This window comes from Alteromonas sp. CNT1-28 (assembly GCF_022348345.1).
Classification (GTDB): domain Bacteria; phylum Pseudomonadota; class Gammaproteobacteria; order Enterobacterales; family Alteromonadaceae; genus Alteromonas; species Alteromonas macleodii.
Genome location: NZ_JAKREZ010000014.1, coordinates 1 through 16,185 on the forward strand (window position 1 = coordinate 1; position 16,185 = coordinate 16,185).

Annotated in this window: 11 protein-coding genes; 3 read left to right on the plus strand and 8 right to left on the minus strand. The window is 42.9% G+C overall.

Going from position 1 to position 16,185, the window contains the following annotated elements; translation table 11 throughout:
* Positions 1-770: 770 nt before the first annotated feature.
* Entirely contained in the window at positions 771-1,742 is a 972-nt protein-coding gene (locus tag MHN02_RS10500; protein WP_049587378.1) for a tyrosine-type recombinase/integrase, read from the minus strand.
* Positions 1,743-1,903: 161 nt separating this feature from the next.
* Here MHN02_RS10500 and MHN02_RS10505 point away from each other — a divergent pair, with 161 nt between their 5' ends.
* The 3 genes from MHN02_RS10505 to MHN02_RS10515 all read left to right on the plus strand — a co-directional run bounded on the left by MHN02_RS10505 (position 1,904) and on the right by MHN02_RS10515 (position 4,400).
* Entirely contained in the window at positions 1,904-2,527 is a 624-nt protein-coding gene (locus MHN02_RS10505) for a hypothetical protein (RefSeq protein ID WP_049587380.1), read from the plus strand.
* A complete protein-coding gene (locus MHN02_RS10510; protein ID WP_049587381.1) occupies positions 2,517-3,233 on the plus strand; it encodes a hypothetical protein in 717 nt (238 codons plus the stop codon). Before MHN02_RS10505 ends, MHN02_RS10510 begins: the two co-directional genes overlap by 11 nt.
* 186 nt (positions 3,234-3,419) lie before the next feature.
* Complete coding sequence (locus tag MHN02_RS10515) at positions 3,420-4,400, plus strand: hypothetical protein (protein WP_049587382.1); 981 nt, start codon at positions 3,420-3,422, stop codon at positions 4,398-4,400.
* Between the two features lie 211 nt (positions 4,401-4,611).
* Here the strand turns inward: MHN02_RS10515 and MHN02_RS10520 are convergent, their stop codons facing one another.
* The 7 genes from MHN02_RS10520 to MHN02_RS10550 all read right to left on the minus strand — a co-directional run bounded on the left by MHN02_RS10520 (position 4,612) and on the right by MHN02_RS10550 (position 16,035).
* On the minus strand, positions 4,612-5,415 hold the full coding sequence (locus MHN02_RS10520) for a GIY-YIG nuclease family protein (protein WP_101566789.1): 804 nt from the start codon (positions 5,413-5,415) through the stop codon (positions 4,612-4,614).
* Between the two features lie 73 nt (positions 5,416-5,488).
* Complete coding sequence (locus tag MHN02_RS21805; RefSeq protein ID WP_168479671.1) at positions 5,489-7,054, minus strand: sialate O-acetylesterase; 1,566 nt, start codon at positions 7,052-7,054, stop codon at positions 5,489-5,491.
* A 111-nt stretch (positions 7,055-7,165) separates the two neighbouring features.
* Positions 7,166-9,994, minus strand: a complete 2,829-nt coding sequence (locus tag MHN02_RS10530; protein WP_168531129.1) for an exo-alpha-sialidase — start codon at positions 9,992-9,994, stop codon at positions 7,166-7,168.
* A gap of 268 nt (positions 9,995-10,262) precedes the next feature.
* Positions 10,263-11,066, minus strand: coding sequence for an alpha/beta hydrolase (locus MHN02_RS10535; RefSeq protein WP_168479675.1), 804 nt, complete (start codon positions 11,064-11,066; stop codon positions 10,263-10,265).
* A 14-nt stretch (positions 11,067-11,080) separates the two neighbouring features.
* On the minus strand, positions 11,081-12,001 hold the full coding sequence (locus tag MHN02_RS10540; RefSeq protein ID WP_168479677.1) for a dihydrodipicolinate synthase family protein: 921 nt from the start codon (positions 11,999-12,001) through the stop codon (positions 11,081-11,083).
* A gap of 10 nt (positions 12,002-12,011) precedes the next feature.
* A complete protein-coding gene (gene nagA / locus MHN02_RS10545; protein ID WP_168479679.1) occupies positions 12,012-13,145 on the minus strand; it encodes an N-acetylglucosamine-6-phosphate deacetylase in 1,134 nt (377 codons plus the stop codon).
* Positions 13,146-13,197: 52 nt separating this feature from the next.
* Positions 13,198-16,035 (minus strand): TonB-dependent receptor, encoded by a 2,838-nt coding sequence (locus MHN02_RS10550; protein ID WP_168476917.1) that lies wholly within the window; start codon positions 16,033-16,035, stop codon positions 13,198-13,200.
* Positions 16,036-16,185 lie beyond the last annotated feature (150 nt).

Consider the following 16,185-nt stretch of genomic DNA (forward strand, 5'->3'; position numbering starts at 1 on the left):
GTTTGATATAAGTTCAGAAGTAATGGCGTCATCTTCAACAATCAGAAGTTGACCTGCGAGTAGCTTATTTACATCTTTAGACATGTGGACACCTCACAACTTTGTCTACTAGTAGTAATAGTCTTGGCGATGTCTACCATTAGTCAAAAGACTATTTCACTGTACGCGCAGTTATTGCTTGAACAAGCATGAGGGTCATTCTCACAGCAGAAGCTTTTATCATTTTAGTTATCTATGCCTATTTTTAATTATTTGGCAGTTTTTCGAAGAATTCACAAAAAGCGCGTTCATTTGGCCGTCATCATTCTGATGCCGATTTCGAGGGGATGGGCGCAAAACCCCTACTAGTTTGGTGAAAATCAGCCGTTAAAATGTCAGCGTTTAGGCATTTAAGTAAGATAAACTCTTAAAGAACACAGCGGGACATAGCTACTATACTAATGTAGAGCGTGCAAAATGACGGGTACAACAATCAAATGAGTGTTAAGTGAACGCAAAATACTCAACTACATGACTGGTGAACACCGACTATTCAAATAGCTCCAAAAGTTACACAGTCTTTGATAATTATGTAAATAAATGAAATTTTTAGTGCTTCGATAAGTGAGTTTTACTTTTTATCTTGATACCAAACCAATAACAACGGCTATAATAATTAAATTTAGATTTGTCATAGCGAAACAAATTAGATAACCACAATCCGTCTGATGTGCACAGACTACAGCGTGCAGTCATTAGTGCGACCTCATTCAAAAATTCACCGACTTTGCTTATCTAACTTTAGCCATGCCCGTTCTACCAGCTTGATATTGTTTAGCGTAGCGTATAGCCATGGCTTCGCTTTTCCAGTTTCCTGAAAGCACAATTTCTGACATTGGTACATCAGCCTCCATGAGCGTGAGAACACCACCGGTGCGCGTGCTGTGGCAGGTAAATTTACCATCGGTGTTGATGGCCATACCTATAGCCTCATACCTCTTCAGTAGTGCCTGGTATTGCATAGGCTCTTTCTGAACAGTTTGTTTAGGGGAGAGCTTGCGAAATATATAACCATCAGTAATTTTTGCGTTATCGAGCCACCTTGTCAGTAACTCTGCAGTTTCGTCAGACAAATACCCGTAGTGGCCTTCACCCGATTGATCCGTTTTGGAGCGCGGGGCAAAAACTGTCTTCGCTTGCCAATCGATATGCTTAACCTCGATGGCCAGAATGTTGGATGCACGAAATAGTGTATCGAGTGCGACATTGACCAGCACCGCATCGCGTAAACCCAATAACGAGTCTACATTTAACACACGATTTGCTACACGCACATCATTTAACTTTAATGGCTTTGCTTGCTTTTGCGCCGCTGGTTTTTCCTTGAGCTTGCCATTCACATAACGACTGAAAAGCTTGGAGTGTTTCCATGGGTCAGGTAATTCGCTTACGCCAATGAAAAAGCGCACCGACGCGAGCTTTCGTTTGATGGTGTGATGTTTAAGCTCAGACGCCATAAGTTCATCGAAGAACGCCTGGCATGCAATCTTAGTAATTTCCCAATCACTTGCCAGTGCCGGCAATGCATGTGCACGACAAAACTTAAGGTATTGGTTGAAATCAGACTGATAAGCCTTACGCGTATTCAGCGACATTGTTTCCCACACCGAGTCTCTTAGTTCAGTTAAATTTTGAACCACCAGCGTTCGATGTTCTTCATTCAGCGAAAAGTCGGTTTGCGCTAACGCGATTTCATTTGCCATGCTATTAATCGATATAACTGTAATTATCTATAATAATAAAATAGCACAGCAGAAAGAACAAATAAAGCGTTACATATAACGCTTACATAAATTAACAATAGTAGGGTGGTCATAGCCGTGATATAAAAGCGTTATAAGTAACGCAAACGCAGGGCAGGGTAGTGAGCAACGATAAAATTTGGCAGGAATACATAGAAAAGAATTTTGATAAATTCATTTCATCTTTAAAAAGCGACGATTTTATAAGTGGCAAAAAAGAAATTATAAACGAGAAAGATATTGATTTTTTAGAGCCTAAAAAGACTTATGATTGTCTTAGAAAAATAATTACTCAAGATGCCATTAAAAAGTTTCAAAATAGATTTAGAGCGCACAAACACAGAGAAAACAGAGGAATAAAAAATCTTCAATTAAAATCACATTCTCTTAATATGCTTGATAAGTTTAAAGCGCAGGTGGGCGCCGATACATTGGAAGAGGCGATAGACTTTTTATTGTCACCGGACTATCGCGAATATGAACACGATGTGGACCTGGCTAAGCAGCGGTTAGGCGAAGGAAACTTTGATAGCACCGAATTGATGCTCGACAGCTTTACCAAAAGACTGAAGAACTACGACAGAGAGCGCTTATCGTTAATTATCGAACTGGCCTTCAATGAAGGCTGGAGAGCTGCAAAGCAAACAAAAAAGCGTACCGGCAACCCTCGAAAAGAAGCGCTCAACCAGTCAGACTTATATAACAGCGTAGTGAAATTAATAGCAGGGAGTAATAATGCTGATTGAAGATAACACATGGAAAATTTTTGCGCCCTACAACATATTGGTGTCGCTTAGAGGGCTAATGGACGAAGTCTGTAGCCAGATTGTCGAATATAGAAACAGCGTGCCCATTGTGCCAGAACTGTGCCTGCCTACAGCCGCTAAGGAAATATCGCTGACACCGCTCATTATGCAAGCTGCCTACAATCTACAGAGAAATGGCAAGGTGGTCTTCTGGCCAGTATCGGAGCTGACCGCTACACGAAATAAAAATGAATCAAAGGGACGCATTGATATAGGTTTATTCAGTAAGAGACACGCCACTTTTATTGAATGCAAAGCTGTAAGAACCAGCGCAACCAACAACAACAATAATAGAATTGAAAAGGCGTTAAACAAAGCAACAGATCAGCTTCTCGATATAGATATGGTGACACTGCTATTCAATTCACCAAAAGAAACAATTAGTAATATTCGTGCGAATAACAAGCTTATACCAATGGTCGCAATCAATGTGACAAGCGATAAGAATAGGGTAGAAGATCGAGACCGTCTATTTATGAAAAAAGTAGAATCAATTCGTGATGGTTTCCGAAATTCAATGATAGTACAGGTCAGATATAAGCCGCACTTTATTCGTTATAATGGTGACATTGATGTAAAAGTTGAGGATAGAAAGCTAATGTCTATTGGTCATGTTTTTATTTTAAAGGAAGTTTTCAAAAGCTAAATTGGGTTAATCCCGACTTAATCTGAGATTTTAGATAACAGAACGGAACTAACTTTGGTAGACCGTTATGTACGTAAAGAAAACATCATATATATTTTATCTTAAAAACAGAATCTGGTTTTTCGATAGAAATGAGTGTTACTATAAAATATCAATAATAAGCTGTTATGAAGTAAAGGAAGTATAGTGGAATATAGTAGTAGTTTATTGATAGATTGGTCTCCAAGGCACAATGAAGTCGAAGGTGACACTTATTCTAAACATCTCGCAGCTATCAGAGAGCTTTGTGAAGTTTACCGAAATGATCAATTCGTCTGGGAAGGTATCACCTTCAACATATCAATGGACTGGACTCAACTTGAAGAAATATTTATCCAAAGTGAGGACACCAATGGTCCTTATCATATTGTAGTAGGTGATACGTTATATAAAAAAATTACCCCCCTTAAAGAGATAACTATCCCAATAAATTTATCTCTTAGTTCTGATGTTGATGCTGGTAAGATTCAAGCATACCTCCGCCGATATTTATTAGACCTATTTATATTTTGTAATTTGGCAGCACCTGGGATAATTAATTTTTTTAATGCGAAGCTTGAAAGGGACGATGATTACAGGCCAATGAAACTTTCAAGCTTTACATTTGAGTGCGCATTGGAAAACGTATTTACTAGGCAAGTACCTTTTGTTGATTACGTAAGTATTAAAACTAGCTTTGACTGGTATCGCTCGTTAGGAATTGAAACTAAGATCGTTGCGTCAAACTCTATCGAAAAAGCGATATTTTCACTTTTGCATATTGCACGTATGAGTGACTATGACATAAGTACAGTAACTTGGATTTTCCATGCGCTAGAGGCTATTTACGGTACAAACGCAGGTCGAGGTTTTACTGATATCAGTGAGAAAGTTAACTTTTTACTAAACATAGAAGAGCGCCAACAGAAGCGTCTAAAAAGGAAACTTCGAGAGTTAAATGATTTAAGAAGCTCTTTTGTCCATGGAGGGTACAATGTCTCTCACATCATTGATTGTGACTCCAATGATGGCATCTACGACATTATCAATTTTGGAATATCGCTTATTATTAGTACCTTGCAGAACTTAATGCGTAATGGCTGGAAAGGTATTCACGTTGAATCCAAGTTTGTGGGTTACGAAATATAGCTTCATGACAAGACAAACCAGTTGACAAAATAACTGTCACGAATTTTTCGAATGTTCTATGCGTTCGACTTCCGCTCCTTGTCTTTTGCTGACAATCAGATTATATATGAGCTACTTCAGTTAAATACCAGCGCCTTTCATTCACGCATGATAATTAAACTTATCATGCGTGAACTATTAAATTAATACAAAATAAATTATGTTGAATAGTTTAATTATCGTTCCAACCAAACTCTTTAGAAAGTAATTTTCTTTTCCATCTATTCTCTATTTCAATGACAGACTCTTTTGATAAATCAATGTCGCAGACTTCAAGGATAGAGTATTGAAACTGGCTAAAGCCCCCTTCTCCGGCTTCATTGAATAGTAACCGCAAGAGCTTATTGCCTCCATGGTGGCCATTGGCATAGGCTGACCAGCGATTCCAAAAACCACCAGACCCATACGCACTACCCACATATTGCTTCCCTGTTAATCTATCACTAATTAGATAGACGCCGGACACAGATGAAAGCGCAGTCTTCCATGAGGGGTATTGGTGTCGATATAGCATTTCTAGTTCACTTCGGGATAGGCACACATGCTTGAAGTCGGAGAAATCTTGGAATGCCATTGGCTCTGGTAGAATAGAGTGAATCGTTGCTCTACCAGAAAGGGTTTCACCGGTGGGATAAGAATTACGCCCTGTACGTTTAAAGTGAACTACCAGCCGCCCAATAAGGCTCTCGCCTATGGTAGTAAGCTCAGTGTCGTAGTAATGACATTTTCCGTCACTGCTAGACGATGAAATACCTTTTGATAGATAAACACCGACAAATAACCACTGACAAACCCCGGGCAACTTGATAAGCGAAACGATATAGTTACGACCGAAATTGCGCTTTGTTTGAGCTTGCTGCCATTGCTCAAATCGCCCGTCGAAAAATGTTTCTAATGGGTTTTCAATTCCGTTCCATACGGCTAAGTGGCCCTTCACATCTACTGGGTCTAGCTCCAAAAGCTTGAGTACATCCATGTTTCTAATTTACCTATTATTTAATACTACAATTCTGCAAATCTTATAACACACTTCATACCAAGCTTCCCTATCAATTATTAGTCAAACTCATAGGCTCAATTTTCGTTTTAAACGGCGGAAGAGGCCAGGCACTTTCGTCAACAATATTAGCCTTCAGCTTAGGATCATCGAACCATGCATATCTAATGAGTTTGGGCTCTGAGATCTCACTGCTGGAAACTGATAACCAATCGTTTTCTACCACGGCTTTAGCAGGATGAAAAACACCGTCATCTTCTGCTAGTTCAAACCCTTCAGGCTGACTTCCAAATCTTAATTCAAATTTATCAATAAATACCCTCACAACGCTACCGACTCTTTCGACTGGCGGTATCACCGGCCCTATGGAAATCTGCTCAAAACCATAAGTCCTATTTAAGGCCATATCAGCTAACCTCTCGCCAACCTGACTCTTGTTTTTAGGGTGAACGTCTTTAGAATCGCCTAAATCATAAGTAACGATGTACGAGACCTCGTGGGTTTCATTAGCAACATTTTGTTGCATATTTCGATATGGAGCCCAAGGCCTGTTTAAACCGGGTAACTGGACAATATAAAATGGCATGTCTCTTTCACCCCACGCTTCCCTCCAACTAAAAATTAAGGTTTCAAGTTTGGCAGCGCTAAGCTCAATATCAAACGGGCCCTTATAATCTGTTTCTTTTCCGCTTAATGGCGCATTGGACTCCCCCTGGTACCAAACAACGCCCTTTATCGGCAGGGTTGTGAGGGGCTCAATCCCTGCTTCGTAAATAAACCCGGGTTCGTAAGGATGATGTGGCAACGGTTCCTGTGAATTATGTTGCAGCCAACCTTTTAAGTTTTCTTTTGCGCGCTCGGCACACCATGGGGGAATAAAGTCAATCCATTTTTCCTGATTGTAATCTTTCAAATTCAATCTCTTATGAATATCTCCCAACAACTCAGAACTTATGAAATTTTCAGTTAATGCCCCACCTACAGAAACGTTAATTATGCCAATTGGAACACTGAGCTCACTATCCAGCCTGTTCATAAAATGCAGGCCTACAGCAGAAAAGGTCGCGTTTGTTCTAGAATTACTGATCTGCCAACCTTCCGTATTAAACAGATTCTCAGAATCTAGAGTACGCAGAGAATCTATAGAAAAAGTTCTTCCTGATGGGTAATACTTATCCAAAGTATAATCAAGTAGCCTTACGTGAGTTCTTTCTCGGGCAAATTCAGGTAAGCTGGCCGAGTCAGTCTCTTTCAAGCTCATCCTCATGTTTGACTGCCCGCTGACAAGCCATACGTCACCAATCAAGATGTCATCAATAGTGATTTGTTCTTTTTTTGAGGTAACCGTCAATTGCGTTGCGTCGAAACTGCCACTTCCGACCTTGATTTGAACTAACCATTCCCCTGCATCATCGGCCTTTACCGCGTTCTTCTGATCTGCGAATGACACTTCAACGTTGCTTCCGGGTTCAGCCTTACCCCAAACGGATATATTCTGATGTTGCTGGATTACCATGTGATCGGTAAACACGCTTGCCAGGCTAAGCTCTGATGCGCTCGAACTAAAACTTAGAGCATACAAGAAGCTAAACGCTACTATTCGAAAAACGTTTATCACGTAACTGTAATCCTTTGCTTATGTGGGTTAACGGAAATAGGGACAGCGACCGGAATATCCCGCCGTGTCCCGTTTATCGATAATAAGTTGCTTATCAGAGAAAAATACTGCCTATTCGATTTCTTCCAGATCCAGGTTTATAAATTTCACCAACGTATTGCCTGTTGCTTCGTAGATAATTCCCACACTACCGTCATTCATGGTAATGATGTCAGAGTAGGCGCTGTACCCGTAAACTACCTGAAGAGGAGGCTGAAAGGTGGCTCCTTCGTCGAAACTTGACCAGATACCAAGGTCATTGCGATTTGCACCAGGTGGGTTTCCAATAGGCGCTGATACAATGATTCGGTTTTCGTTATCGCCTGACCGCTGTGCTTTATAGCGAGTGATGCCAGTATCAACCCGAGACACTTGAATATTATGACTGGTTTGCACCCATGTTTCTCCGCCATCACTGCTAACAAAGTGATAGCGGCTTTCTGGTGCTCCTCCATCATTTCTTGCTGACAAAAGCAGTTCGCCATTAGTCAGTTCAACGATATCTGCCTCCGTTGGCCCGGATATTGGTGTAAGTGATCCTTTATTCCACGTCACACCATTGTCATCGCTATAGATCGAAGCAACATAAAAGAGACTGTTGGAAGCTCGAACGATTGCGGGAAAAATTAAACGTCCGGAATTTCCACCCTGACTGGATGTTTGCCACTCTAATTGAATACCATGTCCGGGACCCGCGTTAATAGATCTCCAAGTTGGATCTTTCACCTGGGCGCTAATATTCACAGGCGCTCCCCACGTCACGCCGTTGTCGTCACTCTTTCTGTATATTAAATAGTTAGGATCGTCTGGCTCAATACAGTCAAAATTTTGTGCACAGAGATCCAGCCACTGCGTATAAAAAACGAACACAGAACCTGTTTGGCTATCTACTAAGGGTCTTGGATCGGAATAGTCATACGATGGGTTTGCAGCCAGGACCTCTACTGGACTCCATGAGCGTCCATTGTCGGTTGATCGCTTAAAAGAAACGTTTATTAAACCTGGAGCACCGGGATCGGCACCGTTAGGGCGACCTTCAATAAATGCTAATAGTGAATCGTCAATAGCCTGAATAATTGAAGGTATTCTGTAGTTACTCATTCCACTCGCTCCTTCGGCACCTCCTTCAAATACTGTTGTTTCGAAGAAATCAGACGTGTTAGTTGGGATTGAGAAGCGAACATTTTTGTAATTGGCTGTACCGCTCTGACTTGAAGAGCCATTTCCCCATACCACCACATTCTGAGTAGAAGCAGAACCAGACCATGTCTCAATTTCATTCCCATTGAACCTGAATGTAGCCATATCTGAAGACGGGTTGTACCTCACCTCATAAGAATGAAAATCAACATCTCCAGTCTGGGTAATTAATGTATGCGACGAACCATTTTCAACATCAGCGATGAGGTCACCGTTTGCATTAATACTCAGTTGAACGAGGAATCTTTTTATACCGTTTGCATAGTAAGTTGATATTGAGCTTCCAGAGACTAGCTGTAATTCACTCTGAATTTTCCATCCTTTCTGCAAGGCAGCTTCATTTAGTTGTGCCGTAGGCACCACCTCCCACTCAGCTCTGCCTCCGGCTCCATTGGTAACCCAATACGCACCGCTCACACTTCCCACTAACTCGCCGAATGCGGAGTTAGTAGTATCGTCTTGCCAGCCAAGATCTGTCGGAGGGAGCGCAAGCCTCGCGTCATAGCTAGCAACAGCCTTTTCAGAAGAGGTCATTACCAAAGCGTCATAAACACTAGGAGGTTGAGCGTAAACACGTGTTTCACCAATCCCACCGGAGAAGTACCACTGGCCACCACTGTTATCAAAGTTTCGACCGATATTCATTGAGTCGGGATTACCGATAGCACTTAGAAATTGCGTGGAGCTCCCGCTATAAACGAGTGATCCGTCGACTGCTATTTTTGTGCCTGAATCGTTTACCAGAATTACAGCTTTATGTTCTTGGTTGTCGTTATAAGAATCAGGTGTTTTAGAATCATTGATAAACGTCCCGTTTTCTCTCGCATGAACGCGTAATGTGCCATCAGAGTTAATGACTAGTGCGAACTCGCTGGAAGGTTCCGATGAGTTAGAGAGACTGAATATAGTCGCAGTGGTTCCTGTGGCTCTGAATTCTGTATAAATAGCTCCTGCTGATAATTGGCTGACAGTCGAGATATCATCATCTATTGCTAAGAACTCTGTACTGCCATCAAACTCAAGTGAAGAGGTGTCCCATTGCAAAACTGAATTCGGCTGTCTGTTTGCGAATATGGTCAGGTTTACTAACTCGTATCTTGCGATCCCTGCGTTAGTCGAAGACCCATTTCCCCAGACAACCATATTCTGCGACGACGCTTCACCTTCCCAGGTTGAGGTAATTACTTCATCATTGAACGTGAAAGTAGCTAGGCCAGTGTCAGGATTATAGATAACCTCATAGTCGTTATACGCAGAAGCAACGGCGTCTGAAGCAAGAGTGAAGGTCCCCGCACCGCTAAGTGTTACGATCAATTCACCGCTGCTGTTTTTACTGAGTACAGGCAGAAATCGCTTTGTACCGTTTGAATAATAATCTGTAATGTACTGACCAGAGACGATCTTGCTAGTCCATGACATCCGCCAGCCATTTTTTGATGCCATATCGTTTTCTAAAGCCGATGGAATATACCGCCATTGCGCACGGCCCGCAGAGCCGTCAGCCTCCCAGTATGTTATGCCCTGCTCCTCGACAAACTGCCCAAAAGCCTGATTAGAAGTAAAATCACTCCACCCTTGCGAACTAGGGAGCACGGAGCCTTTAGAATCAAAATCTACGATTATTGTTTGCGCCTTTACATCAGAAACGACTCCCAAATGGAGTATCCATGCCAGACAAAATATCCTACAAAGTTTAAGCATACTAAATCCTCTTTTAATCTTCCGGTAAGTGCTATTTGACCAAGAGACACAGCCAGTAAAACACGGTCTCCCCCTCATTCCTGAGTAAGTGGCTAGCGACATCCTTGCAATTATTGCACTGCATGAATATCGAACAGTGCCGAACCAACCTATCATACCAGCACGCCATTACACCACAAAATGTTAAAATTTTGTTCATTTGTGGATGTGTGAGAGAAAGCTGCTTTTCAGGGGGGATACAGGAACTTTGCCGAACGTACATAAATTTTTAGGAATCAATCATTTGATCGATAAAATGTAGAAGAGAATGGTAATGATCAACTTGAAAGGATTCTGATTCGGGTAGCATGGAAAAGTGATCGGCTTCTCTTTCCATCATTATGCACAATTGCTGTGCCCCACTGGTTGCTCTGAAATGATCAACTTGCGAGGGGTTTACAGTCTCATCGGCACCGCCATGGTAGATAAACGTTGGAATCTCTGAATCATAAACAGCTGCGGGATCGCTGTTGCAGTAACGGTGGAACACCTCCGAGTAAGTTCCTCCTATAAGCCGCTTCACCTGCTGGGGCTGACACAAGTCATCTCCATGCGTAAGACTGATGACTCCAGCAACAGACATTGCTTTATAGATGCGGACCGGTGAAGTTGTGTAGAGTGCACTGCAATGATGAATGTTGCGGCGGTAAGCTGCCCATAAAGCAAGGCATCCTCCTGCAGAGTGCCCGATACTATATATTCGGTCTAGGTTGATGGGATACTTCGAGCTTAAGTCTCTGAGGGAATCCACCGCGGATGCGACATCAGTAAAAACAGCGGGCCAGGCTGCGCGTGTATTTTCATCCTCAGCTTCCATCCTTCTGTATTCAATATTCCAAACCGCGAACCCTTTTTGCAAAAGCGGCGGTATCAACGAAGATGTTAAGTAACTGTCTAAAGTATGTGTCTGTTTCCAATATCCTCCATGAATAAGAACAATCACAGATAACAGCTCTTGGTTTCGCTGAGGCAGGTACAAGTCACCAAATTGGCTATTGTCCTCGCCATAAAAATACCGCTCACAACGTTTCATATACGGCCTAAATCCTAATTTATCGTATTTGCAAAGCTGAAGAAATTAATCGCTTCCAATCTTGATTTCATATCACTGAGTTCAGAGTCTGTCAGGTTCTGAAATGGTGCTCTGTTTCGGCCTAAATTTAATCCGATCAATTTCATAACCTGCTTACCGGCAACGATGTTCCCCCTAAACGCAGCGATGATATCGATCATGTCCTGAGACTTATTTTGTAATTTAACTGCAGATGCCATATCACCCTGCTGGAAGGCATCTACGATGCCGGTATATAAACTGGCTGCATAGTTAAAAGTCCCCCCAATACAGCCTTGGGCACCTCCCATACTTAAAGAAGGCAACAATGTTTCATCCTGTCCGTGAAGGATATCGAACTTATTATCTTTATATCTTCGGCACTGGTTATATTCATATAGACTTTCAGAAGTGTACTTAATACCAGCAAAGTTGCTGATACGCCCGTCCACCATTTCGAGCAGCTTAACCATAGAAAAGTTAAGGCCATTAAAAGCGGGGATGTGATAGTAGTAAAATGGAAGCGAAGGAGAAAAGTTGGCGACTTCTTCACAGTAAACCACCAGCTCTTCCAGTCTTCCAATTTTGGGGAAAGTCGGCCCCATGACGCTGGTTGCATAAGCGCCTTTCTCTTCTGCATGAGAAGAAAGTTTCTGACAGCTTTTTAAACTCGGACTACCGACGTGGACTATCACTTTGAAATCCTTCGGAGAAGCATCTATCCACGCTGATGCATTTTCCATGCGCTCTTCATCCGTCATTAAGTAGCCCTCACCTGAAGAACCATTCACGTAAACTCCACTTATTCCCTGAGCCTGCAACATTTCCAGATACTTAGGGATTGGCTTAGTATTAAGTGCACCGGTTTCGTCAAACGCAGTGAAAGGGGCGGTAATCAAACCTGTAATTTGTTTCATTAAGAATCTCTCAATAATAGGGCTGGCCGTTGATCCAGCTATGCTGAACTTGTAAACGCCCTTGATGTGTTATTAATTGCGTGAAATTAGCCTGCTTGCCTGGCATGAGCGTTCCAAACTCATTATTTTCGTCCAGAAAGTTTCCTGGATATCGCGAAGCCATCCGTAACGCTTCACCAACATCCATACCAAGCGCAGATATTGAATTGTTTACCGCAGTAACCATGTCTAGCGCAGAGCCTGCCAGCGTGCCACTGGCATCAGTGAGAGCACCATCTGATAAGGTGATCTCTCTGCCATCAAGCTCAAAGCAACTCTGGTTAGAGCCAATAGTGGACATTGCATCTGTCACGAGGAAAAGCTTTCCTTTAGGCTTGCACTTCAGTGCAATGTTTGCGGTGGCCTCGTGAACGTGAAGACCGTCCATAATAATGCCGCACCAGCATGAGTCAGCAGTGAGAGCCGCACCCACGACGCCGGGCTCTCTGGAAGTCAGGGGTGACATGGCGTTGAAAAGATGAGTAAACCCTGTAGCACCAGCTGAAATAGCAGACATCGCTCTTTGATACGTGGAGCCGGAGTGTCCAATACAAACTTTAACGCCGCATTCTTTCAATTGATGAATCTGACGACTTGAAACGTTTTCTGGTGCGACTGTCAGGAGCCTGTAGCCAAGATCCTGCCGTGAGTATATTGCCATCTCTTCATCACTTAACTCTCTTATTTGTGAAGCGTCGTGAATTCCTTTTTTAGCTGCACTGATATGAGGCCCCTCAAAGTGAATGCCTATTACTCCCGGAAGTTTCTTCGAAATTGCCTCGCTAACCGCATCGGCAGCTCTACGGATAGTGCTGATATCTGATGTAATAACCGTGGGTAACATAGAAGTTGTACCGTAACGACTGTGGGCCGATATCATCTTTTCCAGCGTAGATAAGGTCGGAAAATGATTAAACAGCAAGCCACCACCACCATTGACCTGCAAATCAACAAAGCCTGGTGCCAGCGTTCCGGATATTTTTACTTCTTTAGCTCCATTCTCGATATCCAATGAAGAAATAACGCCGTCGCTTACAGTAATTGGTACATCTGTATGAAAGGTATCTCCATCAAACAGGAAGTCCGGTATGTACGAAACTTTCATTAACAATCACCTGAAAAAGAGGAGCTCGTGGACAACGAGCTCCTCGTATATCTTAGAAGGATAGGGTTAACCCAGCGTAGAAATAACGACCTACTAAATCGTAGGCTGTACCATTAGACAGGGTCCCGGCTTGCTGATATTTGTGATCAGCAGTTAGCAAGGGAGGCTGTTCATCAAAGACGTTTTTAACGCCAAGATAGGTATTCGCATTTTCGTTAAACTGATAACTAAACCGAACATCGTTGTAATACTGCGCATCTATGGTATTCAGCGACTCTGTAATGAGTGAGTTGTCATTACGGTCTTTCGTTTCGTCCCAATAACGCATTTGCCAGTAAACATTGAACTTATCGATGGTATATGACACGTTTAGGTTGTAACGAATCTCGGGGAACAGAATTTCACCAGCAAGATACTGTGTATCACCCGTTTCAATACCCGTAATATTGTACTTGTCCAGATAGTTTCCACTGAAGGCTACATACAAATCTCCGCTTCCCAGCTCAGTTTCATAAGAGATATCAATATCTACACCTGCGGTTTCAATTTTGTTCTCGTTACCTGACGCGGCATTGACATCAAGGGCTGCTCCCGTTCTGCCATCACGACGTACAAGACCTCCACAGTCGGGGTCAAAGTTAGACGGGGATTGAGAATAGCAGCGGTTGAGAATTACCGTTCTGTCAGTTTTGGCGATGGCATCGTCAATTTCGATGTTGTAATAGTCGACAGATAGCTGTAATCCATCAATTTGTTCAGGAATAAAGACGAATCCAGCTGTTAGCGTATCTGCTTTTTCTTCGCCTACATCTTCGGAGCCACTCAATAAACCGGAAGTGTTCTGACTTTCTACCTGAGTTAGAACGAAGGCACCTTGGTTATCAATACGTCGTTGAATTGCATCAATAGAGCGGCAGTTTTCTGCGATATTGCCAGTAGATGCAGCATCGATTCCGTTACAAGGGTCAGTTACGATGGCAGAGGTAGCAGCACCGCCCGCAAACAAATCACTTACGTTTGGAGCCCGCACAGCAGTAGCAACAGCACCACGTAATCTGAAAGAATCACTAATCGGCGCATCAATATTTACGGTCCAGTTGAACGTTTCTCCGACGGACGAGTAATCACCATAACGAGCAGCAAGGTTAATGTTAAGCTGCTCAACAATTGGAATATTTAACTCACCAAAAATATCAACAACATCAAATGAACCTTTGGTTTTTGCTATCTGATTCCCCCTGGCGATACCTGCCTGTCTTAAAGGATCAGGCGTTTCCTGCCCCTTCTCTTCACGGTATTCAATACCTGATGCAAATCCGATATTCATCACATTGTCTGTCACACTAAAGTCCAGCTCACCAGAAAGAGTTGCATTCAAGACCGTTTGTTGAACCTCTCCTTTCAAGCCCGTATCTGCAGACAAATAGTCGACAGCGTCATTAGAAATACCATTTAGCGCAAATGGATTAAACGGGACACATCCTGAAATTCTGGCGATTTGATCGGCACACATATAGCCGCCCTGCCCGTCATCAACAACATCAAGCGCATATCTTGCTCTCTCTAGGTTAATGTCGCCGTAATCTGTCTGTACCTGGTCAGTGACGCCATGAGTAGCTGAGACGCGCAGGTACATATAATTGTCAAAGTCATGCTCAAAGTTAGCGGCGACTCGGAATGTGCTTCGTGTATTTTCAGCTCCACGATCACCGAACTCATATAAGCGACGGAAAGTTAAGCTCGCATCGTCAAGAGAGGTAATGCCATCTGCCAATAGGTTTTCACCTAATGTGGTTCCTGCGAACCATGGGTGTGTCGCAATATCTATTCCGGTTGTGCCACCACGGGACAACTTGAATATGTTGTTGCGGGTATCCAGAGGAATTGGCTCGAATCGGGCACGTGAGTCCACCCTTGAATAGTTCATGGTAACGTCAAACCGTGACGCGTCACTCAAATCCATAGAAGCACCGGAAGCAGCAAACATTCGCTTAAGCGGTGTCAGCATCGAGCGGTATTCTTGAAAATTGAAAGCGTCAGAGGTTTCTACATCGGGAGTACGGGTAAAGAGTGAACCGTCCCCATTGTATTTATCAATTCGACCTCCACGAACGTGAGATGAGCCAACATACTGAGGTGTATCAAGAATGCCATCTTCGTCCGTATCAACGGCATTTTTGTGTACACGAGAAAAGTCTCGATCAGTTGCCATTAAGCCTTCATCGTCAGAATACCCAAGTGATGCCCATACATTGCCTGAGTCAAAGTTACGTCCGATTGAAAATTCAATATCTACGGTTTCTTTATCCCCTTCCCCGCTAACGCCTGTCTGTACGTCAAATATTGCGCCATCAAAGTTTTTCTTAAGAATGATGTTTACTACACCGGCTACAGCATCAGAGCCGTACGCCGCAGATTGCCCACCAGTGAGCACATCAATTCGCTGAATCATTGCAGTAGGAATTGAATTTAAATCAACGCCGTAACCAGACCCTACTGACATACCCGACACATAACGCTGACCGTTCACAAGAACCAACGTGCGTGATGACCCGAGATTTCTGAGTGCTACCGTATTTAATCCTGAATCCTGCTCACTGATGTTTGAGCTGGCAGACGTTGTATCTCCAACAATAGATGGCAGTCTTCCCAGCAAATCGCCAAGATTTACCGCACCAACCCCTTCAATGTCGGATGCATCCACTGTCTTTACTGGAGTTGTAGTGTCAAAGCTTCCCTTCCTGATAAGTGAACCCGTGACAAGGATCTTTTCAACCTTTTCTTCACTGGCATCAGATGTTTCCTGTGCCGAAAGAGGCTGTGCTGCTAAAGCAATTGTTGCGGCTAGTAGCGACTTACCGAACAACGAATTTAACGAAGTTGTTTTCATGTTGTTTCTCCGGATTTTCCACACTTGAAGTTATAATTATGCCGGTATGCTGTATACCTGTTATACCAGCATACCGGCAATTAAATCTGTGTAAAGAATTTTTTAAAAAAATTAAGTGAAGAAGAAAAAAAGAGCGGCAATTCACTGATG

Bases quoted from the DNA above. Each gene is read 5' to 3' on its own strand.
- MHN02_RS10500 (WP_049587378.1), bottom strand. From the start codon at position 1,742: ATGGCAAATGAAATCGCGTTAGCGCAAACCGACTTTTCGCTGAATGAA.
- MHN02_RS10510 (WP_049587381.1), top strand. From the start codon at position 2,517: ATGCTGATTGAAGATAACACATGGAAAATTTTTGCGCCCTACAACATA.
- MHN02_RS10520 (WP_101566789.1), bottom strand. From the start codon at position 5,415: ATGGATGTACTCAAGCTTTTGGAGCTAGACCCAGTAGATGTGAAGGGC.
- MHN02_RS10530 (WP_168531129.1), bottom strand. From the start codon at position 9,994: ATGCTTAAACTTTGTAGGATATTTTGTCTGGCATGGATACTCCATTTG.
- MHN02_RS10535 (WP_168479675.1), bottom strand. From the start codon at position 11,066: ATGAAACGTTGTGAGCGGTATTTTTATGGCGAGGACAATAGCCAATTT.
- MHN02_RS10540 (WP_168479677.1), bottom strand. From the start codon at position 12,001: ATGAAACAAATTACAGGTTTGATTACCGCCCCTTTCACTGCGTTTGAC.
- nagA (WP_168479679.1), bottom strand. From the start codon at position 13,145: ATGAAAGTTTCGTACATACCGGACTTCCTGTTTGATGGAGATACCTTT.
- MHN02_RS10550 (WP_168476917.1), bottom strand. From the start codon at position 16,035: ATGAAAACAACTTCGTTAAATTCGTTGTTCGGTAAGTCGCTACTAGCC.